The organism is Rhizobium sp. X9, from assembly GCF_018873185.1.
Taxonomy (GTDB): Bacteria; Pseudomonadota; Alphaproteobacteria; order Rhizobiales; family Rhizobiaceae; genus Agrobacterium; species Agrobacterium oryzihabitans.
In genome coordinates this window covers 488,697-504,305 of sequence record NZ_CP071312.1, presented here as the reverse complement: position 1 = coordinate 504,305, position 15,609 = coordinate 488,697, and the positions used below count along the sequence as shown (strand labels likewise).

The window sequence follows — 15,609 nt, the reverse complement described above, 5'->3', positions numbered from 1 at the left end:
TTTTACGTCTGGCCGTGAGGGCGGGAGGATAGTCCAGATAGTGTCTGCGGGCCAAATGGCCAGAGGGAGAACGAGCAAATACCGCTTGTTTCTTCTCCCCGTCGGGGAGAAGGTCGCGGCAGCGGGATGAGGGGCAAGCTCTCCGAAATCCGGCAACGTTGCCCCCTCATCCGACCCTTTGGGCCACCTTCTCCCGGGCGGGGAGAAGAAACGTGCCGCAAACGTTGTGCCCCGTCGTCAACGGCCGGCATTATAGGCCGCAATCGCCGCCATGTTGACGATATCGCTGTCCTTCGCTCCCATCGAGGTGATCTGCACCGATTTGTCGAGGCCGACGAGGAGTGGGCCGATGACGGTTGCGCCGCCCAGTTCCTGCAGCATCTTGGTGGAGATGGAGGCGGAATGGATGGCGGGCATGACCAGCACGTTGGCCGGGCCGGAAAGCCGGGCGAAGGGATACTGGCTCTGCATGCGATGATGGTTCAGTGCCACGTCGGCGGACATTTCACCGTCCACCTCGAAATTGACGTTGCGCCTGTCGAGGATTTTCACCGCCTCGCGCACCTTGTCGGAACGTTCGCCGGTCGGCTGGCCGAAGGTGGAGTAGGCCAGCATGGCAACGCGCGGCTCGTAACCGAAACGGCGGGCGAGGCCGGCTGCCTCTTCGGCGATATCGGCAAGATCTTCCGCGTTCGGCATGTCATGCACGGCGGTATCGGCAACGAAGACGGTGCGGTTGCGCGAGACAACAAGCGATACGCCGATGACACGATGGCCGGGTTTGGTGTTGATGCAGCGGCGGATATCCTCCAGCGCCGTGGAGTAGTTGCGGGTAACGCCGGTGACCACGGCATCCGCATCACCCATCGCCACCATGCAGGCGGCGAAATGGTTGCGGTCGTTGTGGACCAGACGTTGCACGTCGCGCAGCAGGAAGCCGCCACGCTGCAACCGCGCATAAAGATAATCGACATAGGCATCGACGCGGCTGGAAAGACGCGCATTGGTGATCTCGATATTGGCGCGGTCGAGATCGATGCCGGCGCGTTCCGCATTGGCCTTGATGATATCGTCACGGCCGAGCAGGATGGCGGTGCCGAGGCCCTGCGCAGTGAAGGAAATCGCCGCACGCATGACCTGTTCTTCTTCGGCTTCCGCAAAGACAACCCGCTTCGGCGAGCGGCGCACGCGCTCGTAAAGGCGCTGCGTGGTGGAGGCCATGGGGTCACGGCGGGCGGAAAGTTCGCGGGCGTAAGCGTCGAGGTCTGGCAGTTCACGGCGGGCGACACCGGTTTCGATGGCGGCCTTGGCGACAGCCACCGGAATGGCCGAGATCAGACGCGGATCGAAGGGCACCGGGATGATGTATTGCGATCCGAAGCGCGGGCGATTGCCCTGATAGGCGGCTGCCACGTCATCCGGCACGTCTTCGCGGGCGAGATCGGCCAGCGCCTGCGCTGCGGCGATCTTCATCGCATCGTTGATCTGGCTGGCGCGAACATCGAGCGCGCCACGGAAGATATAGGGAAAGCCGAGGACGTTGTTGACCTGGTTCGGATAATCCGAGCGCCCGGTCGCCATGATGGCGTCGTCGCGGATGCGCGAGACTTCTTCAGGTGTGATTTCCGGATCGGGGTTCGCCATGGCGAAGATGATCGGCTTCGGCGCCATGGAACGGATCATCTCTTCGGTGAAAGCGCCCTTCTGTGAGAGGCCGAATACGACATCCGCACCCTTCATGGCTTCAGTCAGCGTGCGGTTGTCCGTCTTCACCGCGTGCGCGGATTTCCATTGGTTCATGCCTTCGGTGCGGCCCTGATAGATCACGCCCTTGGTGTCGCAAAGCGTGATGTTTTCGGGGTTGAAACCCATGGCCTTGATGAGGTCCATGCAGGCGATTGCCGCGGCACCGGCGCCATTGCAGACGAGTTTCGTCGTCTTGAAGTCGCGGCCGGTCAGTTCGATGGCGTTGATAAGGCCGGCGGCGGCGATGATGGCGGTGCCGTGCTGGTCGTCATGGAAAACGGGAATGTCCATCAGCTCGCGCAGGCGGCTTTCGATGATGAAACATTCCGGCGCCTTGATGTCTTCCAGATTGATGCCGCCGAAGGAGGGGCCAAGGTAACGCACGCAATTGATGAATTCATCGGCGTCTTCGGTATCGACTTCAAGGTCGATGGAATCGACGTCGGCAAAGCGCTTGAACAGAACCGACTTGCCCTCCATGACGGGCTTGGAGGCGAGCGCGCCAAGATTGCCGAGACCTAGGATCGCCGTGCCGTTGGAGATGACCGCGACCATGTTGCCGCGCGTCGTATAGTCGTAAGCGGTTGCCGGATTTTCGGCGATGGCTTTCACCGGCACGGCCACGCCAGGCGAATAGGCGAGCGACAGATCCCGCTGCGTTGCCATCGGCTTGGTCGGGGTGATTTCCAGTTTCCCCGGTCTGCCCTGGGCGTGGAAATCCAGTGCTTCCTGATCCGTAACCGATGTTCTGGTGCTGGCGGGCTTTGTCGTGTCGGACATGGGCTGAGCGTGCTTTCCTGTCGATATTAATGTAAAAATATCCGCCGTTGTTATTGTATTTTTCGCGCCCCTGCCAAGCCTTGAATGTTGTTCAGTGCAGCAAATTTAGCCGTGATGAAATTTGCGGCCGATTCAATCGATTAAGTCCATGGGGTTGGTGTTAGAGAATGGATCGGTAAGCCTGTCGCGCCATATTCACGAAGGCTTCGACATGGAGCGCAAGCGCGCCGCGCCGGACAACCAGCACGCAATCTGACCAGGCGTCGGCGCTTTCCAGCGGGACGTCGGTGATGCCCCGTGTGGAGCGTACCGTGCTTTCCGGCAGGATGGAAATTCCCGCACCCGCTTCCACAAGCGCAAGGATGGTATTGACGTTGGCGATGCGCATGCCGATTTGCGGCTCGCAGCCAGCATCTTCAAAAAGCGAAAGCGCGCTGCTGCTGAGGCCAAGGCCGATCTCGTCAACCGGCAGCAGCAGTTTTTCCTGTGCGATATCGCCAATCGAAACGCTCGCTCGGGTGCCGAGCGGATGCCGTTCCGGCAGGGCTGCACACAGTTTCGACCTGTCGAAGGGCATGACCCGCAAGGTCTGCGGTAGCTGGGGAAGGGGCGCGCGAACAAAGGCGACGTCGGTCTTGCGCGTCGCCACCTGATCGATCAGCTGTTCCATCGTCATGCCGGGCAGAAGTTCCAGCGTGACCTCCCTGTGATCGCTGCCATAACGGGTAATCAGTGCCGGCAGTTTGCGTTCGGCCATCACGCTGGTGCCGTAACCGATGCGCAGCGTACCAAGCTGGCCGCGCCTTATCTGGTGCGCCTTCTCCAGCGCGCCACGGGTGCGGGCAAGGATTTCTTCCGCCTCTATCAGCATGGATTGCCCAGCCGGGGTGAGCTCCACGCCGCGATTGATGCGGTGAAAGAGTTTGAACCCAAGATTTTCCTCCAGTTGCCGGATGCGCTGCGTCACGGCAGGCTGGGCAATGCCGAGCTGCAGGGCGGCGGCCCGGAAATTTCTGGCTCTTGCGGCTTCCACGAAGATCGTGAGTTGGCGAATATCCATCGGCGGGCAGGTCTTTGTGTTGTCGGTTTGGTATGGTATAAGCATAGCTTATCAAAATTGCCTGTCTTGCGCATTGTCATCTTGTCGCAGGCGACGTTATACCGCGCCCAAGGTTTTGATCGCCGCCCGTCCGCAAGCGGGCTTTGCGATCCGGGCCGGGGAGGATTTGTTCTGGCACCTTGTCCGCCGCCAGTCGGGCCGGCGGTACCTGCAGTGAATGGGTCAAAAATGACAGTCACGACGGAAGTCTTCCCCACCATTGTTCCCCGTTCAGCCGCGCCGCCCTCATCGTATCCGCGCTCAGCCGCGCATGCGGCGGACTGTCCCGGTCTTTCCGGGCGCTGAACGATCATCGGGCGTCAGCCTTCAAGGCGGCTCTCCTAACCGGACATTCATTCCATGAGTAAACCAGCAACTTCAACGTCGCTTCCAGCCAGAGTATGGCTGTTTGTGCTCGGCGCGGTCATCGTCGCTGCAGGTCTGTTCTTCGCCATTCTCGGCGGCAAGCTCGCGGCACTTGGCGGCAGCCTCTATTTCATCACGGCGGGTATCGCGCTGATCGTTTCCGGCTTGCTGATCGTCTTGCGCAAACCGGCCGGCGCGCTTCTATTCGGTCTCGTCGTCATCTTCACCGGCGCCTGGGCGATCTGGGAAGCAGGATTGCACTTCTGGCCGCTCATCTCTCGCCTGCTGGCACTGGGCGTGGGGGCCACGGTCGTTGTCCTTTCTTACCCGCTGCTGCGTCGTGCGGCCGGCAAGACACCCGCTTATAGTGCTTCCTTTGCACTTGCTGCGGTTCTCGCCATCGCGTCCGGCGCGGGCATTGCCGGCATGTTCGTGCCGCATCCGACCGTTGCGTTTAATGGTGAAGTCGCTGCGCTGAAACCGGTGACGCCGGAAACGGAGCAGAAGAACTGGGTACATTACGGGAATACGGCGGGCGGCAGCCGCTTTGTCGCGCTTGACGAAATTACCCGTGACAATGTCCAGAACCTGAAGGTCGCATGGACTTATCGTACCGGCGACACCCCGATCAGCCCAGGCGCAAACGGTGCGGAAGATCAGGAAACGCCGCTGCAGGTTGGCGACACCGTGTTCCTGTGCACGCCGCACAACAATGTCATCGCTCTCGATGCCGATACCGGCGCTGAGAAGTGGAAGACGGAAATCAATGCGAAATCGACCGTCTGGATGCGTTGCCGCGGCCTTGCCTATTTCGATGCCAAGGCACCGCTGAAGCAGCCTACGGCGCCGGGCTCAACACCTGTCACACCGGCAATGGTTGCCGACGGCGCACTTTGCCAGCGCCGCGTTCTGATGAACACCATCAATGCCGAACTGATCGCGCTGGATGCCGACACTGGCGCGTTCTGCCCGGATTTCGGCACCAATGGCCGCGTCGATCTGAAGATCGGCCTCGGTGACGCGCCGGATCCGCAATATGTGCTGACATCGGCACCGACGCTCGCAGGCACCACCGTCGTCGTCGGCGGACGCATTGCCGACAATGTGCAGGTGGACATGCCTGGCGGCGTGATGCGCGGTTTCGACGTGGTGACGGGTGCGCTTCGCTGGGCTTTCGATCCCGGTAATCCCGAAATCACCGGATTGCCGCCTGCGGGCCAGACCTATACCCGCTCCACACCGAATGTCTGGGCGTCCATGTCCTATGATCCGGAGCTGAATACGGTCTTTATGCCCGTCGGCAGCCCCTCGGTCGATCTCTATGGCGCGACGCGCACGCCGCTCGACCATAAATACGGTGCTTCCATGCTGGCGCTCGATGCCACGACGGGACGCGAAAAGTGGGTGTACCAGACCGTTCATAACGACCTCTGGGATTTCGACGTGCCGATGCAGCCAAGCTTCATCGATTTCCCAAAGGCTGATGGTACGACCGTTCCGGCTCTGGTCTTCGGCACCAAGGCCGCCCAGATCTACGTGCTGGACCGGGCAACGGGCCAGCCGCTGACGAAGGTGGAGGAGGTGCCGGTCAAGGCGGCCAATATTCCGAACGAACCTTATTCGCCCACCCAGCCGCGTTCGGTCGGCATGCCCCAGATCGGCGCGCAGACGCTGACCGAGGCCGATATGTGGGGGGCGACCCCTTTTGACCAGCTTCTGTGCCGCGTCGCCTTCAAGGGCATGCGTTATGAAGGCCTCTACACCGCTCCCGGCACGGATGTGTCGCTGAGCTTCCCGGGTTCGCTCGGTGGCATGAACTGGGGCGGCCTTTCAACCGACCCGACCACCAACACCATCTTCGTCAACGACATGCGCCTCGGCCTGTGGATCCAGATGAAGGAGGCCGCTCCGACCAAGGCGACGGCGAGCGGTGGCGAAAGCGTCAATACGGGCATGGGTCTAGTACCAATGAAGGGCACACCCTATGCCGTCGACAAGAACCGCTTCCTCTCGGCTCTCGGCATTCCCTGCCAGGCTCCGCCCTATGGCACGATGACGGCGATCGACATGAAGACCCAGAAGATCAAGTGGCAGGTGCCAGTCGGCACTGTCGAGGATACGGGTCCGCTCGGCATCAAGATGGGCCTGCCGATTCCGATCGGCATGCCCACGCTCGGCGGCACGCTCGCCACCCAGGGCGGGCTGGTCTTCATCGCCGGCACGCAGGATTATTATCTGCGCGCCTTCGATACGGCGACCGGCAAGGAAGTCTGGAAGGCCCGCCTTCCGGTCGGCAGCCAGGGCGGCCCGATGAGCTACAAGTCTCCGAAGACCGGCAAGCAATATATCGTCATCTCGGCCGGCGGCGCCCGCCAGTCGCCCGACCGTGGCGACTATGTGATCGCTTATGCCCTGCCGAACTGATACTCACGGCTCATCATTATGAAAACGCAACCCCGGGCCGTTGGTCCGGGGTTTTTCTTTGCCGCTAGTGGGTGTGACCGATCCCGGGCAGGGAACCTCACCTTCTGCCTTGCGTTAGCAAAACGGTCCGTCGGCAAACACGGTCCGCTGTTCACCAAGCTTTCACAAGGCGGATTTATGAGCTTGCGCTTATCCGCCCGCGAACCGATGATGGCGGTATTGGCAAATATGTATATTGTCCGGCGCGCCGGGAATTTTTTAGTTGGAAAGGTTTTGTTGTGAACGCACATTCTCGAAAGATCACGCCGGTTCTTCTTGCAGGCGGGGCGGGATCGCGGCTTTGGCCGGTATCGCGCGATCAGTTGCCCAAGCAGTTCCAGCCGCTGGTCGGCAATCTTTCGACCTATCAGCAGACACTGACGCGGGTGGGTGACAAGACGCTTTATTCCGAGCCGCTGGTGATCACCAACGAGGATTTCCGCTTCTTCGCCCGCCGTCAGGCGGAAGAGATCGACCTGCCGGCAACGGTGGTTCTAGAACCCGCCCGCCGCGACAGCGCCGCCGCCATGGCCGCCGCCGCCGTGCTGGCTGAACGTCGTGAGCCCGGATGTCTGGTGCTGGCGCTTGCCGCCGACCATGTGGTTCTCGATGCCGACAAGTTCTCCGAGGCCGTGAAGCTTGGCGCGAAAGCCGCCGATCAGGGCAACATCGTCGTCTTCGGTCTGGTGCCGACCGAGCCGCGCACTTCCTACGGCTATATAAAGCCGGGTGAGGCGATCGACGGCGAGGCAGACCTCAGCACCGTCGAGGCTTTTGTGGAAAAGCCTGATGTGAAGACTGCGATTTCCTATCTGGAAAAGGGCTATCTCTGGAACTCCGGCAACTTCCTGTTCCGCTCCGACGTGATGATCGCCGAGTTGAAGGCCTTCGCACCGGAGATTCTTGCGGCGGTGACACAGGCAGTCGAGCAATATGAAAGCGACCTTGGCTTCGTGCGCCTGCATCAGGCGAGTTTCGAGGCCTCGCCGAAAAACTCCATCGACTATGCGGTGATCGAAAAGACCAAACGCATGGCGGTGGTGCACGGCCATTTCCGCTGGTCAGATATCGGCAGCTGGGATGCCATCTGGGAAATCGCCGAAAAGCACGGCAATGACAATGCGCTCGAAGGTGATGGCGTCTTCATCGATTCCGAGGGTTGCCTGATCCATTCCACGCAATTGCTGACGACCGTGGTGGGCGCGAAGGACTTGGTGGTGGTGGCCACCAAGGATGCGGTTCTGGTGGTGCCGAAAAACCGGGTGCAGGACGTGAAAGGCCTGGTGGAGAGGCTGAAGGATGGCGAACATGCGCCGCGCACGCAATCTCACAAGCGGGTCTATCGTCCATGGGGTTACATCGAACACATGTATGTCGACGAGCGTTACCGCGTGGGCCACATCACGGTTGACCCTGGCCACCGCATCTCGTTCCAGAAACATTATCACCGCTCGGAGCACTGGATCATCGTCAAGGGCACCGCGACGGTGACGATCGGCGAGGAAACCCGGCTGCTGACGGAAAACCAGTCGGTCTATATTCCGATCGGCCAGCCGCACCGGCTTGCCAATGAGGGGCAGATCCCTCTCGAACTGGTCGAAATCCAGACCGGTGCGTATATTGGCGAGGATGATGTCATCCGCATCGAGGATGATTATAAGAGACAGTAGGATCGGGTGCGTGCCGACGCCGCATCCTAGAGGCGAGACGGGCCGCAGCCCGTCTCGCCATTCCACCTGCTCAGGTGGCCAGCGCATTCACGCAATGGGCGAAGGCATGGGAAAGCATCGCCGCCTCCAGTCCCCGACGCCAGAAAAGCCACCCGAACAACACGCCCGGGATAAAATTGGCGATCAGGATTGCGACGATCAGCGAAGGTTGCGGACCGGTTGTAATGGCAAACAATAAGGGCAGGTGGCCCGCCGCGAAAAGGGCTGCCGCAACCAGGATAGCGACCCACAGCATAGCCGGACGCAGCTGACCCCTTCCTGCCATGCGCCAGAGCGCCCATGCGAAAAACGACATCAAGCCCCATCGGGTCAGAAGCTCTTCCGTTATTCCACCGTAGAGAATTCGCGTCGCCAGCGGAACGGGAAAAGCGGTCATTATCGCCTTGGTCGTAGCATCCGTAACCGCAGACAGAATTACTGTCGAATAGGCAATCATCAGCAGGCCGACGGCAAGACCCGCCGACAATGCGGGCAACGCCTGTCTCCGCAACACTGCGCGCAAGCTGCCTCCTTGCACCAAAGCATCAATTAGCGGCGTGCCAAGCCCGACTCTTCCCGCCAAGGCCTGACCGATCGCCACTGCCGCAATGGTCAGGATTGCCGGCTGGATGAGCATCAGCAACCTTATCTGAAAGGATAGCTGCTGTCCCGGTGCAAGCTGCTCAAACGTTGCAAGCAAAAGCGATGCGACACCCGTCAATCCGGTGATCAAAAGAATGTGCCAACGTTTCATTGTCGCTTTCACCTGTTTGTCCCTTGGGGTTGGCGGTTAAGGCCGGAGCCTGATTCTGAAACCTTGTAAAACGCCTGCATTACCTGTGGGTTACGTTGTTGAATCCCGCTTGCTGCCCGGCCATCCGGTGTGGCCCTCGGTTGGCTGAAACACCTCCGGGAGCGCTTTTGAGATTCGTATTTAAGGCGGTTGCCTAATCAAAAATCTTCGCATACGTTCCAACTGCAACGTTTCAGTGAGGGAGGAGACTCATGCGAATGCGTGTTATTTCTGCGGCCTTTTTGGCCAGTGTAATGATTCCGGCGGGCATGGCGGGGGCCACGGATCTTGAGGTGACCCACTGGTGGACATCGGGCGGCGAAGCTGCCGCCGTCGCCGAACTGGCCAAGGCCTTCGATGCTACCGGCAACAAATGGGTGGATGGCGCCATCGCCGGTTCTGGCGGTACCGCCCGCCCGATCATGATCAGCCGCATCACCGGCGGCGACCCGATGGGCGCCACCCAGTTCAACCACGGCCGGCAGGCGGAAGAGCTGGTGCAGGCCGGCCTCATGCGCGACCTGAGCGACGTTGCCGAAAAGGGCAAGTGGAAAGACGTCATCAAGCCCGCAAGCCTGCTCGACAGCTGCACCATCGACGGCAAGATCTATTGCGCCCCGGTCAATATTCATTCCTGGCAATGGCTGTGGCTTTCCAACGAGGCCTTCAAGAAAGCGGGCGTCGAGGTTCCGAAGAACTGGACGGAGTTCGTTGCAGCCGCGCCGGCGCTGAAAAAAGCCGGTATCCAGCCGCTCGCGCTTGGCGGGCAGGCATGGCAGGCCAACGGCCTGTTCGACACGCTGACGCTTTCGATTGGCGGCAAGGACCTCTATCAGAAGGTCTATGGCGACAAGGATGCCGAAGCGGCGGCCGGTCCTGATATGGCGAAAATCTTCGCAGCGGCTGTCGAAGCACGCGAGATGGCCAAGGGGACCAATGTTCAGGACTGGAACCAGGCCACCAACATGGTCATAACGGGCAAGGCCGGCGGCCAGATCATGGGCGACTGGGCGCAGGGTGAGTTCCAGCTTGCAAACCAGAAGGCCGGTACTGATTATTCCTGCCTGCCGGGTCTCGGCCTCAATGACTATATCACCACCGGCGGCGATGCCTTTTATTTCCCGGTCCTGAAGGACGAGGCGAAAACCAAGGCGCAGGACGTGCTGGCTGAAACCATCGTCGATCCGAAAACGCAGGTCGCCTTCAACCTGAAGAAGGGCTCCTTGCCGATCCGTGGCGACGTCGATCTCAACGCTGCCAATGACTGCATGAAGAAGGGTCTGGCAATTCTGGCGAAGGGCAATGCGCTCACCAGCACTGACCAGCTGATTTCTGCCGATACGCAGAAGCAGAAGGAAGACCTGATGGCGGAATTCTTCGCTGGCTCGATGTCTGCGGCAGATGGCCAGAAGCGCTTCGCGGACCTCATCGGTTCCGCTGACTGATTGTGATCTCTCCGGGTCGGGGAGCGGTTTGCCGCTCCCCGCTCCAACGTCCGGTCCGTGCGATAGTCACCAGTGTGGGCAGGGGTTTCATGCGGTAGGGCTTTTGCCTGACCGTTTACTGTAACGTTACAGGAGGGAGGTAACATGGCAGGTCAAACGCGCTCCAGGCGTCCCAATCAGCTTTTTCGCAATCTCAATTCCAAGATTGCCTCCATTCCCATGATCTTGACCGCCATGGTGATCTTCCTCGGCGGCACGGTCTGGACGGTTGTTTATTCCTTCACCAATTCAAAGCTTCTGCCGCGGGCAAGCTTCATCGGTTTCGACCAATATGAACGTCTATGGGCCGCGCCGCGCTGGATCGTGTCGATCCAGAATCTGGCGATCTACGGCGTTTTGTCGCTGATCTTCAGCCTTGTCATCGGCTTCGTGCTGGCGGCGCTGATGGATCAGAAGATCCGCTTCGAAAACACTTTCCGCACCATCTTCCTTTATCCCTTCGCGCTGTCTTTCATTGTCACCGGCCTTGTCTGGCAATGGTTGCTCAACCCGGAATTCGGCATCCAGTCCGTGGTTCGTTCACTCGGTTGGGAAAGCTTCACTTTCGATCCGCTCTATAATTCGCAGATCGTCATTTACGGCATCCTGATCGCCGCACTCTGGCAGGGCACGGGGCTCGTCATGTGCCTGATGCTGGCCGGTCTTCGCGGTATCGACGAGGACATCTGGAAGGCAACGCGCGTCGATGGCATTCCAATGTGGAAGACCTACATCCTCATCATCATTCCCATGATGCGACCGGTCTTCATCACCACGCTGGTCATCATCGCCAGCGGCATCGTCAAGGTCTACGATCTGGTGGTGGCGCAGACGAGCGGCGGCCCGGGCATCGCGTCCGAAGTGCCGGCGAAATATGTCTATGACTACATGTTCCAGGCACAAAACCTGGGGCAGGGTTTCGCCGCCTCGACCATGATGCTTCTGACCGTCGCCATCATCGTCATTCCATGGGCCTACCTCGAATTCGGAGGCAAGAAGCGTGGCTAATATCAGCACATTGAACACAGTCGCCGCCGCCACAGATGCGGTCGCAAGCGACCTTTCCGGCCCGCGCGGCAGGAAGCCGAGGAAAACCTTTTCCCGCCGCAACATCATTCTTTACGGCACGCTGTTCGTCGCCGCCGCCTATTACCTGTTGCCGCTTTACGTCATGGTCGTCACCTCGCTAAAGGGCATGCCGGAAATCCGTCTCGGCAACATCTTCGCACCGCCGGTGGAAATCACCTTCGAGCCGTGGGTGAAGGCTTGGGCCAATGCCTGCACGGGCTTGAACTGCGACGGGCTTTCACGCGGCTTCTGGAATTCGGTGCGCATCCTCGTGCCTTCGGTCGTCATCTCAATCGTCGTCGCTTCCGTCAGCGGCTACGCCATGGCCAACTGGAAGTTCAAGGGATCGGAGCTGTTCTTCTCCATCCTCATCATCGGCGCCTTCATTCCCTATCAGGTGATGATCTACCCGATCGTCATCGTGCTGCGCGAAATGGGCGTTTATGGAACGCTGACCGGCCTCGTCATCGTGCACACCATCTTCGGTATGCCGATCCTGACGCTGCTGTTCCGCAATTATTTCGCCTCGCTGCCGGAGGAGCTGTTCAAGGCGGCGCGCATCGACGGCGCCAATTTCTGGCAGATTTATTTCCGCATCATGCTGCCCATGTCGTTGCCGATCTTCGTCGTGGCGATGATCCTGCAGGTGACCGGCATCTGGAACGACTTCCTGTTCGGCGTGGTGTTCACGCGGCCGGAATATTACCCGATGACGGTGCAGCTCAATAACATCGTCAACTCCGTGCAGGGGGTGAAGGAATACAACGTCAACATGGCCGCCACGCTTCTGACGGGTGCCGTGCCGCTGATCGTTTATTTCGTCTCCGGCAGGCTTTTCGTCCGCGGCATTGCTGCCGGCGCAGTAAAAGGTTGAGCTATATGAATAAAAGCGTTTCCATCCGCGATCTTTCCCTGTCCTTCGGTGCCGTTACCGTCCTGAAAGACCTCAATCTCGATATTTACGACGGCGAATTCCTCGTGCTGCTCGGCTCTTCCGGCTGCGGCAAGTCGACCCTTCTCAATTGCATTGCCGGCCTTCTGGAGCCGACCGATGGGCAAATCTTCATCAAGGACCGCAACGTTACCTGGGAAGAACCCAAGGATCGCGGCATCGGCATGGTGTTTCAGTCCTATGCGCTCTATCCGCAGATGACTGTCGAAAAGAACCTGTCCTTCGGCCTTCAGGTCGCCAAGGTGCCGAAGGAAGAAATTGACCGGCGCGTCAAAAGGGCGGCCGGTATCCTGCAGATCGAGCCGCTGCTGAAGCGCAAGCCGGCCGAGCTCTCCGGCGGCCAGCGCCAGCGCGTGGCGATCGGCCGGGCGCTGGTGCGGGATGTGGATGTGTTCCTATTCGATGAGCCGCTCTCCAATCTCGACGCCAAGCTGCGCTCCGAACTGCGCGTCGAGATCAAGCGGCTGCACCAGGCGCTGAAGAACACCATGATCTACGTAACGCATGACCAGATCGAAGCACTGACGCTGGCGGACCGCATCGCCATCATGAAAAGCGGCGTCATCCAGCAGCTCGCCGATCCCGTCACCATCTACAACAAGCCGCGAAACCTCTTCGTTGCCGGTTTCATCGGCTCGCCGTCGATGAATTTCCTGCGCGGCGAGTTGATCGAAAAGGACGGCAAGGTGGCCTTCACCACCAATGGCGTGACTTTTGCGCTGGATGGCTATCATGCGGAAGCGCCGCTCGCCGCGGGCCGTGCCGTGGTGCTGGGCGTGCGCCCCGAACATGTGCGCGTCGATGCCGATATTGTCGGCGGTGAAGTGCATGAGGCGATTGTCGATATCGAGGAGCCGATGGGCGCCGACAATCTGATCTGGCTGAAACATGCCGGCCATACACTTTCCGTGCGCGTTGGCGGCCACAGGCGGTTTTCGCCGGGCACCAAGGTCCGGCTTGGCCTCGACCTGACGATGGCCTCGCTGTTCGACGCTGAGAGCGAGGAGCGGCTTTAGACGCTGCGACACTTACCCCCACACCCTTTCCCAAGACCCAGCATCTCTATGGAGGAGACAATGACAGAACTCGGTTTTCAGCTTTACAGCGCCCGCAATTTCCAGCCTTTTTCCGGGATTTTGAGGAAACTTTCGGCCGCCGGTTACAAACAGGTTGAAGGTTATGGCGCCATGTACGCCGCACTGGATGATGCCGGGCTGAAGAGCCTGCGTGCCGAACTAGACGCCAACGGCCTTGCCATGCCGACAGGCCATTTCGGCCTCGACCTTCTTGAGGGCGATCCGAAAAAGGCCCTGAATATCGCCAAGGTTCTCGGCGTGGAGGCGATCTATTGCCCTTACCTGATGCCTGACCAGCGCCCTGCCGATGCGGCCGGATGGTTCGCCTTCGGCAAGCGTCTGCAAGAGGCGGGCAAGCCTTTCGTCGATGCCGGACTGACCTTCGGCTGGCACAACCACGATTTCGAGTTCAAGGTGCTTGGCGACGGCTCCACTCCGCAGGAGCAGATCCTTGCCGGCGGGCCGGATTTGAAATGGGAGGCGGATATCGCCTGGATTATCAGAGGCAATGCAGATCCGCTCGCCTGGATCGAAAGCTATGGCAAGCGCATCACCGCCGTGCATGTGAAGGACATCGCGCCATCGGGCGAAAACACGGATGAGGATGGCTGGGCTGATCTCGGTCATGGTACAGTCGACTGGAAGGGTATTGTCGCCGTGCTCAAGGCAAAATCGGCCACGAAACATTTTGTGCTGGAGCACGACAATCCGAAGGATATCGACCGGCTGATCACCCGCTCGATCGCTTCCTTCAAAGCCTATTGAGTTTCAATTTTTCGGAGTTTCCATCATGGCCAGAGATCTTGGCGTCGGCATCATCGGATGCGGCAATATCTCGTCTGCTTATTTCTCGCTGGCGCCGCTCTTCAAGGGCATCAAGGTGCTTGCCTGCGCCGACCTCAACCGCAATGCGGCGGAGCTGAGGGCGGAAGAATTCGGTGTTGTCGCGCAGTCCATCGAGGAACTGCTCGCCAACAAGGATATCGATGTGGTGGTGAACCTCACCATTCCCGCCGCGCATTTTCCGGTGTCGAAAGCCGCCCTTGAGGCGGGCAAACACGTCTATTCAGAAAAGCCGCTGGTGCTTTCGCTGGAGGAGGGCGAGGAGCTACGGCGCATCGCCCGCGAGAAGAAGCTTTCCGTCGGCTGCGCGCCGGATACCTTCCTTGGCGGCGCGCATCAGCTTGCCCGGCAATATATCGATGAGGGCAAGGTCGGGCGCATCACCTCCGGCACCTGCCATGTGATGAGCCCCGGCATGGAAATGTGGCACCCCAATCCGGGCTTCTTCTTCCTGAAGGGCGGCGGACCGATCCTCGATCTCGGTCCTTATTATGTCGCCAATCTCATCAACCTCATCGGTCCGGTGAAGCGTGTGGGGGCATTGACCTCCATGGCCAATCCGACCCGTACGGTGACCAGCCAGCCGCTGAACGGCGAGATTATTCCGGTCGAAACGCCGACCAACATCCATGCCCTGCTAGAATTCGGGAACGGCGCGACGATCACGCTTTCGGCAAGCTGGGATGTCTGGTCGCATCGCCACGCCAACATGGAGCTCTATGGCACGGAAGGCTCGATCTACGTGCCGGATCCGAATTTCTTCGGCGGTGTGGTGGAGGCAAGCGGCCGTGACAAGGATATCCAGCCGCTGGAAGACTGGGCGCATCCCTTCGGCATTGCCAATCAGGAAAGCCCGAACGGCCCGCGCGCCAATTATCGCACGGCGGGCCTTGCCGATATGGCAATCGCTATTCTGGAAGGCCGCGATGCCCGTTGCTCGCTGGATCGCTCCCTGCACGGCATCGATGTGATGACCTCCATCCTCAAATCCGGGGAAGAAGGGCGCTTCATCGAGATGAGAACGACCTGCACCCAGCCGGCAGCGCTCGGTATCGAGGAGGCGCAGGCGCTGCTGCGCTGAGCGCACAGCCAATGAAAAAAAGGCCCGGCGCACTGCCAGTTCGCCGGGCCTTTTCCGCTCTGCCATTTAGTGGCGAGCGTCGCGTGTTCGTTCGACTTCACAGCCCGATAAAAAGACCCAGCCAGCGCGCAACGGTCCTGACCATCCAG

At 59.9% G+C, this 15,609-nt stretch carries 11 protein-coding genes; 8 read left to right on the top strand and 3 right to left on the bottom strand.

Features of this window, described 5'->3' with window-relative positions; translation table 11 throughout:
• Nucleotides 1-237: 237 nt before the first annotated feature.
• Nucleotides 238-2,526: an NADP-dependent malic enzyme gene (locus tag JZY08_RS17275; protein ID WP_003500574.1), complete on the bottom strand. Its 2,289-nt coding sequence runs from the start codon at nucleotides 2,524-2,526 to the stop codon at nucleotides 238-240.
• Nucleotides 2,527-2,686: 160 nt separating this feature from the next.
• Nucleotides 2,687-3,586, bottom strand: a complete 900-nt coding sequence (locus JZY08_RS17270; protein ID WP_216332768.1) for a LysR family transcriptional regulator — start codon at nucleotides 3,584-3,586, stop codon at nucleotides 2,687-2,689.
• 399 nt (nucleotides 3,587-3,985) lie between these two features.
• On the opposite strand from JZY08_RS17270, the gene JZY08_RS17265 reads away from it, so the two are divergent.
• Together JZY08_RS17265 and JZY08_RS17260 are read left to right on the top strand one after the other, a co-directional pair.
• The gene (locus JZY08_RS17265) at nucleotides 3,986-6,415 is read left to right on the top strand and encodes a glucose/quinate/shikimate family membrane-bound PQQ-dependent dehydrogenase (RefSeq protein ID WP_216332767.1); all 2,430 of its coding nucleotides are present in this window, start codon (nucleotides 3,986-3,988) and stop codon (nucleotides 6,413-6,415) included.
• 278 nt (nucleotides 6,416-6,693) lie between these two features.
• On the top strand, nucleotides 6,694-8,124 hold the full coding sequence (locus JZY08_RS17260) for a mannose-1-phosphate guanylyltransferase/mannose-6-phosphate isomerase (protein WP_216332766.1): 1,431 nt from the start codon (nucleotides 6,694-6,696) through the stop codon (nucleotides 8,122-8,124).
• Between the two features lie 70 nt (nucleotides 8,125-8,194).
• Here JZY08_RS17260 and JZY08_RS17255 read toward each other — a convergent pair whose 3' ends face one another.
• A complete protein-coding gene (locus JZY08_RS17255) occupies nucleotides 8,195-8,917 on the bottom strand; it encodes a CPBP family intramembrane glutamic endopeptidase (RefSeq protein WP_216332765.1) in 723 nt (240 codons plus the stop codon).
• Between the two features lie 251 nt (nucleotides 8,918-9,168).
• Here JZY08_RS17255 and JZY08_RS17250 point away from each other — a divergent pair, with 251 nt between their 5' ends.
• From JZY08_RS17250 to JZY08_RS17225, 6 genes are all read left to right on the top strand, one after another.
• Complete coding sequence (locus JZY08_RS17250; RefSeq protein WP_216332764.1) at nucleotides 9,169-10,401, top strand: ABC transporter substrate-binding protein; 1,233 nt, start codon at nucleotides 9,169-9,171, stop codon at nucleotides 10,399-10,401.
• Nucleotides 10,402-10,545: 144 nt separating this feature from the next.
• Nucleotides 10,546-11,448, top strand: coding sequence for a carbohydrate ABC transporter permease (locus JZY08_RS17245; RefSeq protein WP_216332762.1), 903 nt, complete (start codon nucleotides 10,546-10,548; stop codon nucleotides 11,446-11,448).
• On the top strand, nucleotides 11,441-12,382 hold the full coding sequence (locus JZY08_RS17240) for a carbohydrate ABC transporter permease (RefSeq protein WP_082185733.1): 942 nt from the start codon (nucleotides 11,441-11,443) through the stop codon (nucleotides 12,380-12,382). The genes JZY08_RS17245 and JZY08_RS17240 overlap by 8 nt, the downstream gene beginning before the upstream one ends.
• Nucleotides 12,383-12,387: 5 nt before the next feature.
• Nucleotides 12,388-13,476 (top strand): ABC transporter ATP-binding protein, encoded by a 1,089-nt coding sequence (locus JZY08_RS17235; RefSeq protein WP_216332760.1) that lies wholly within the window; start codon nucleotides 12,388-12,390, stop codon nucleotides 13,474-13,476.
• A gap of 60 nt (nucleotides 13,477-13,536) precedes the next feature.
• Nucleotides 13,537-14,301 carry a sugar phosphate isomerase/epimerase gene (locus JZY08_RS17230; RefSeq protein ID WP_216332758.1) on the top strand — a complete coding sequence of 255 codons (765 nt, stop codon included), beginning with the start codon at nucleotides 13,537-13,539 and terminating at the stop codon, nucleotides 14,299-14,301.
• Nucleotides 14,302-14,326: 25 nt separating this feature from the next.
• Nucleotides 14,327-15,460: a Gfo/Idh/MocA family protein gene (locus JZY08_RS17225; protein ID WP_216332756.1), complete on the top strand. Its 1,134-nt coding sequence runs from the start codon at nucleotides 14,327-14,329 to the stop codon at nucleotides 15,458-15,460.
• Nucleotides 15,461-15,609: the final 149 nt, after the last annotated feature.

What these genes read in the sequence shown, in the direction of transcription:
- JZY08_RS17275 (WP_003500574.1), bottom strand. Translation starts at nt 2,526, where the DNA reads ATGTCCGACACGACAAAGCCCGCCAGCACCAGAACATCGGTTACGGAT.
- JZY08_RS17270 (WP_216332768.1), bottom strand. Translation starts at nt 3,586, where the DNA reads ATGGATATTCGCCAACTCACGATCTTCGTGGAAGCCGCAAGAGCCAGA.
- JZY08_RS17265 (WP_216332767.1), top strand. Translation starts at nt 3,986, where the DNA reads ATGAGTAAACCAGCAACTTCAACGTCGCTTCCAGCCAGAGTATGGCTG.
- JZY08_RS17255 (WP_216332765.1), bottom strand. Translation starts at nt 8,917, where the DNA reads ATGAAACGTTGGCACATTCTTTTGATCACCGGATTGACGGGTGTCGCA.
- JZY08_RS17250 (WP_216332764.1), top strand. Translation starts at nt 9,169, where the DNA reads ATGCGAATGCGTGTTATTTCTGCGGCCTTTTTGGCCAGTGTAATGATT.
- JZY08_RS17245 (WP_216332762.1), top strand. Translation starts at nt 10,546, where the DNA reads ATGGCAGGTCAAACGCGCTCCAGGCGTCCCAATCAGCTTTTTCGCAAT.
- JZY08_RS17235 (WP_216332760.1), top strand. Translation starts at nt 12,388, where the DNA reads ATGAATAAAAGCGTTTCCATCCGCGATCTTTCCCTGTCCTTCGGTGCC.
- JZY08_RS17230 (WP_216332758.1), top strand. Translation starts at nt 13,537, where the DNA reads ATGACAGAACTCGGTTTTCAGCTTTACAGCGCCCGCAATTTCCAGCCT.
- JZY08_RS17225 (WP_216332756.1), top strand. Translation starts at nt 14,327, where the DNA reads ATGGCCAGAGATCTTGGCGTCGGCATCATCGGATGCGGCAATATCTCG.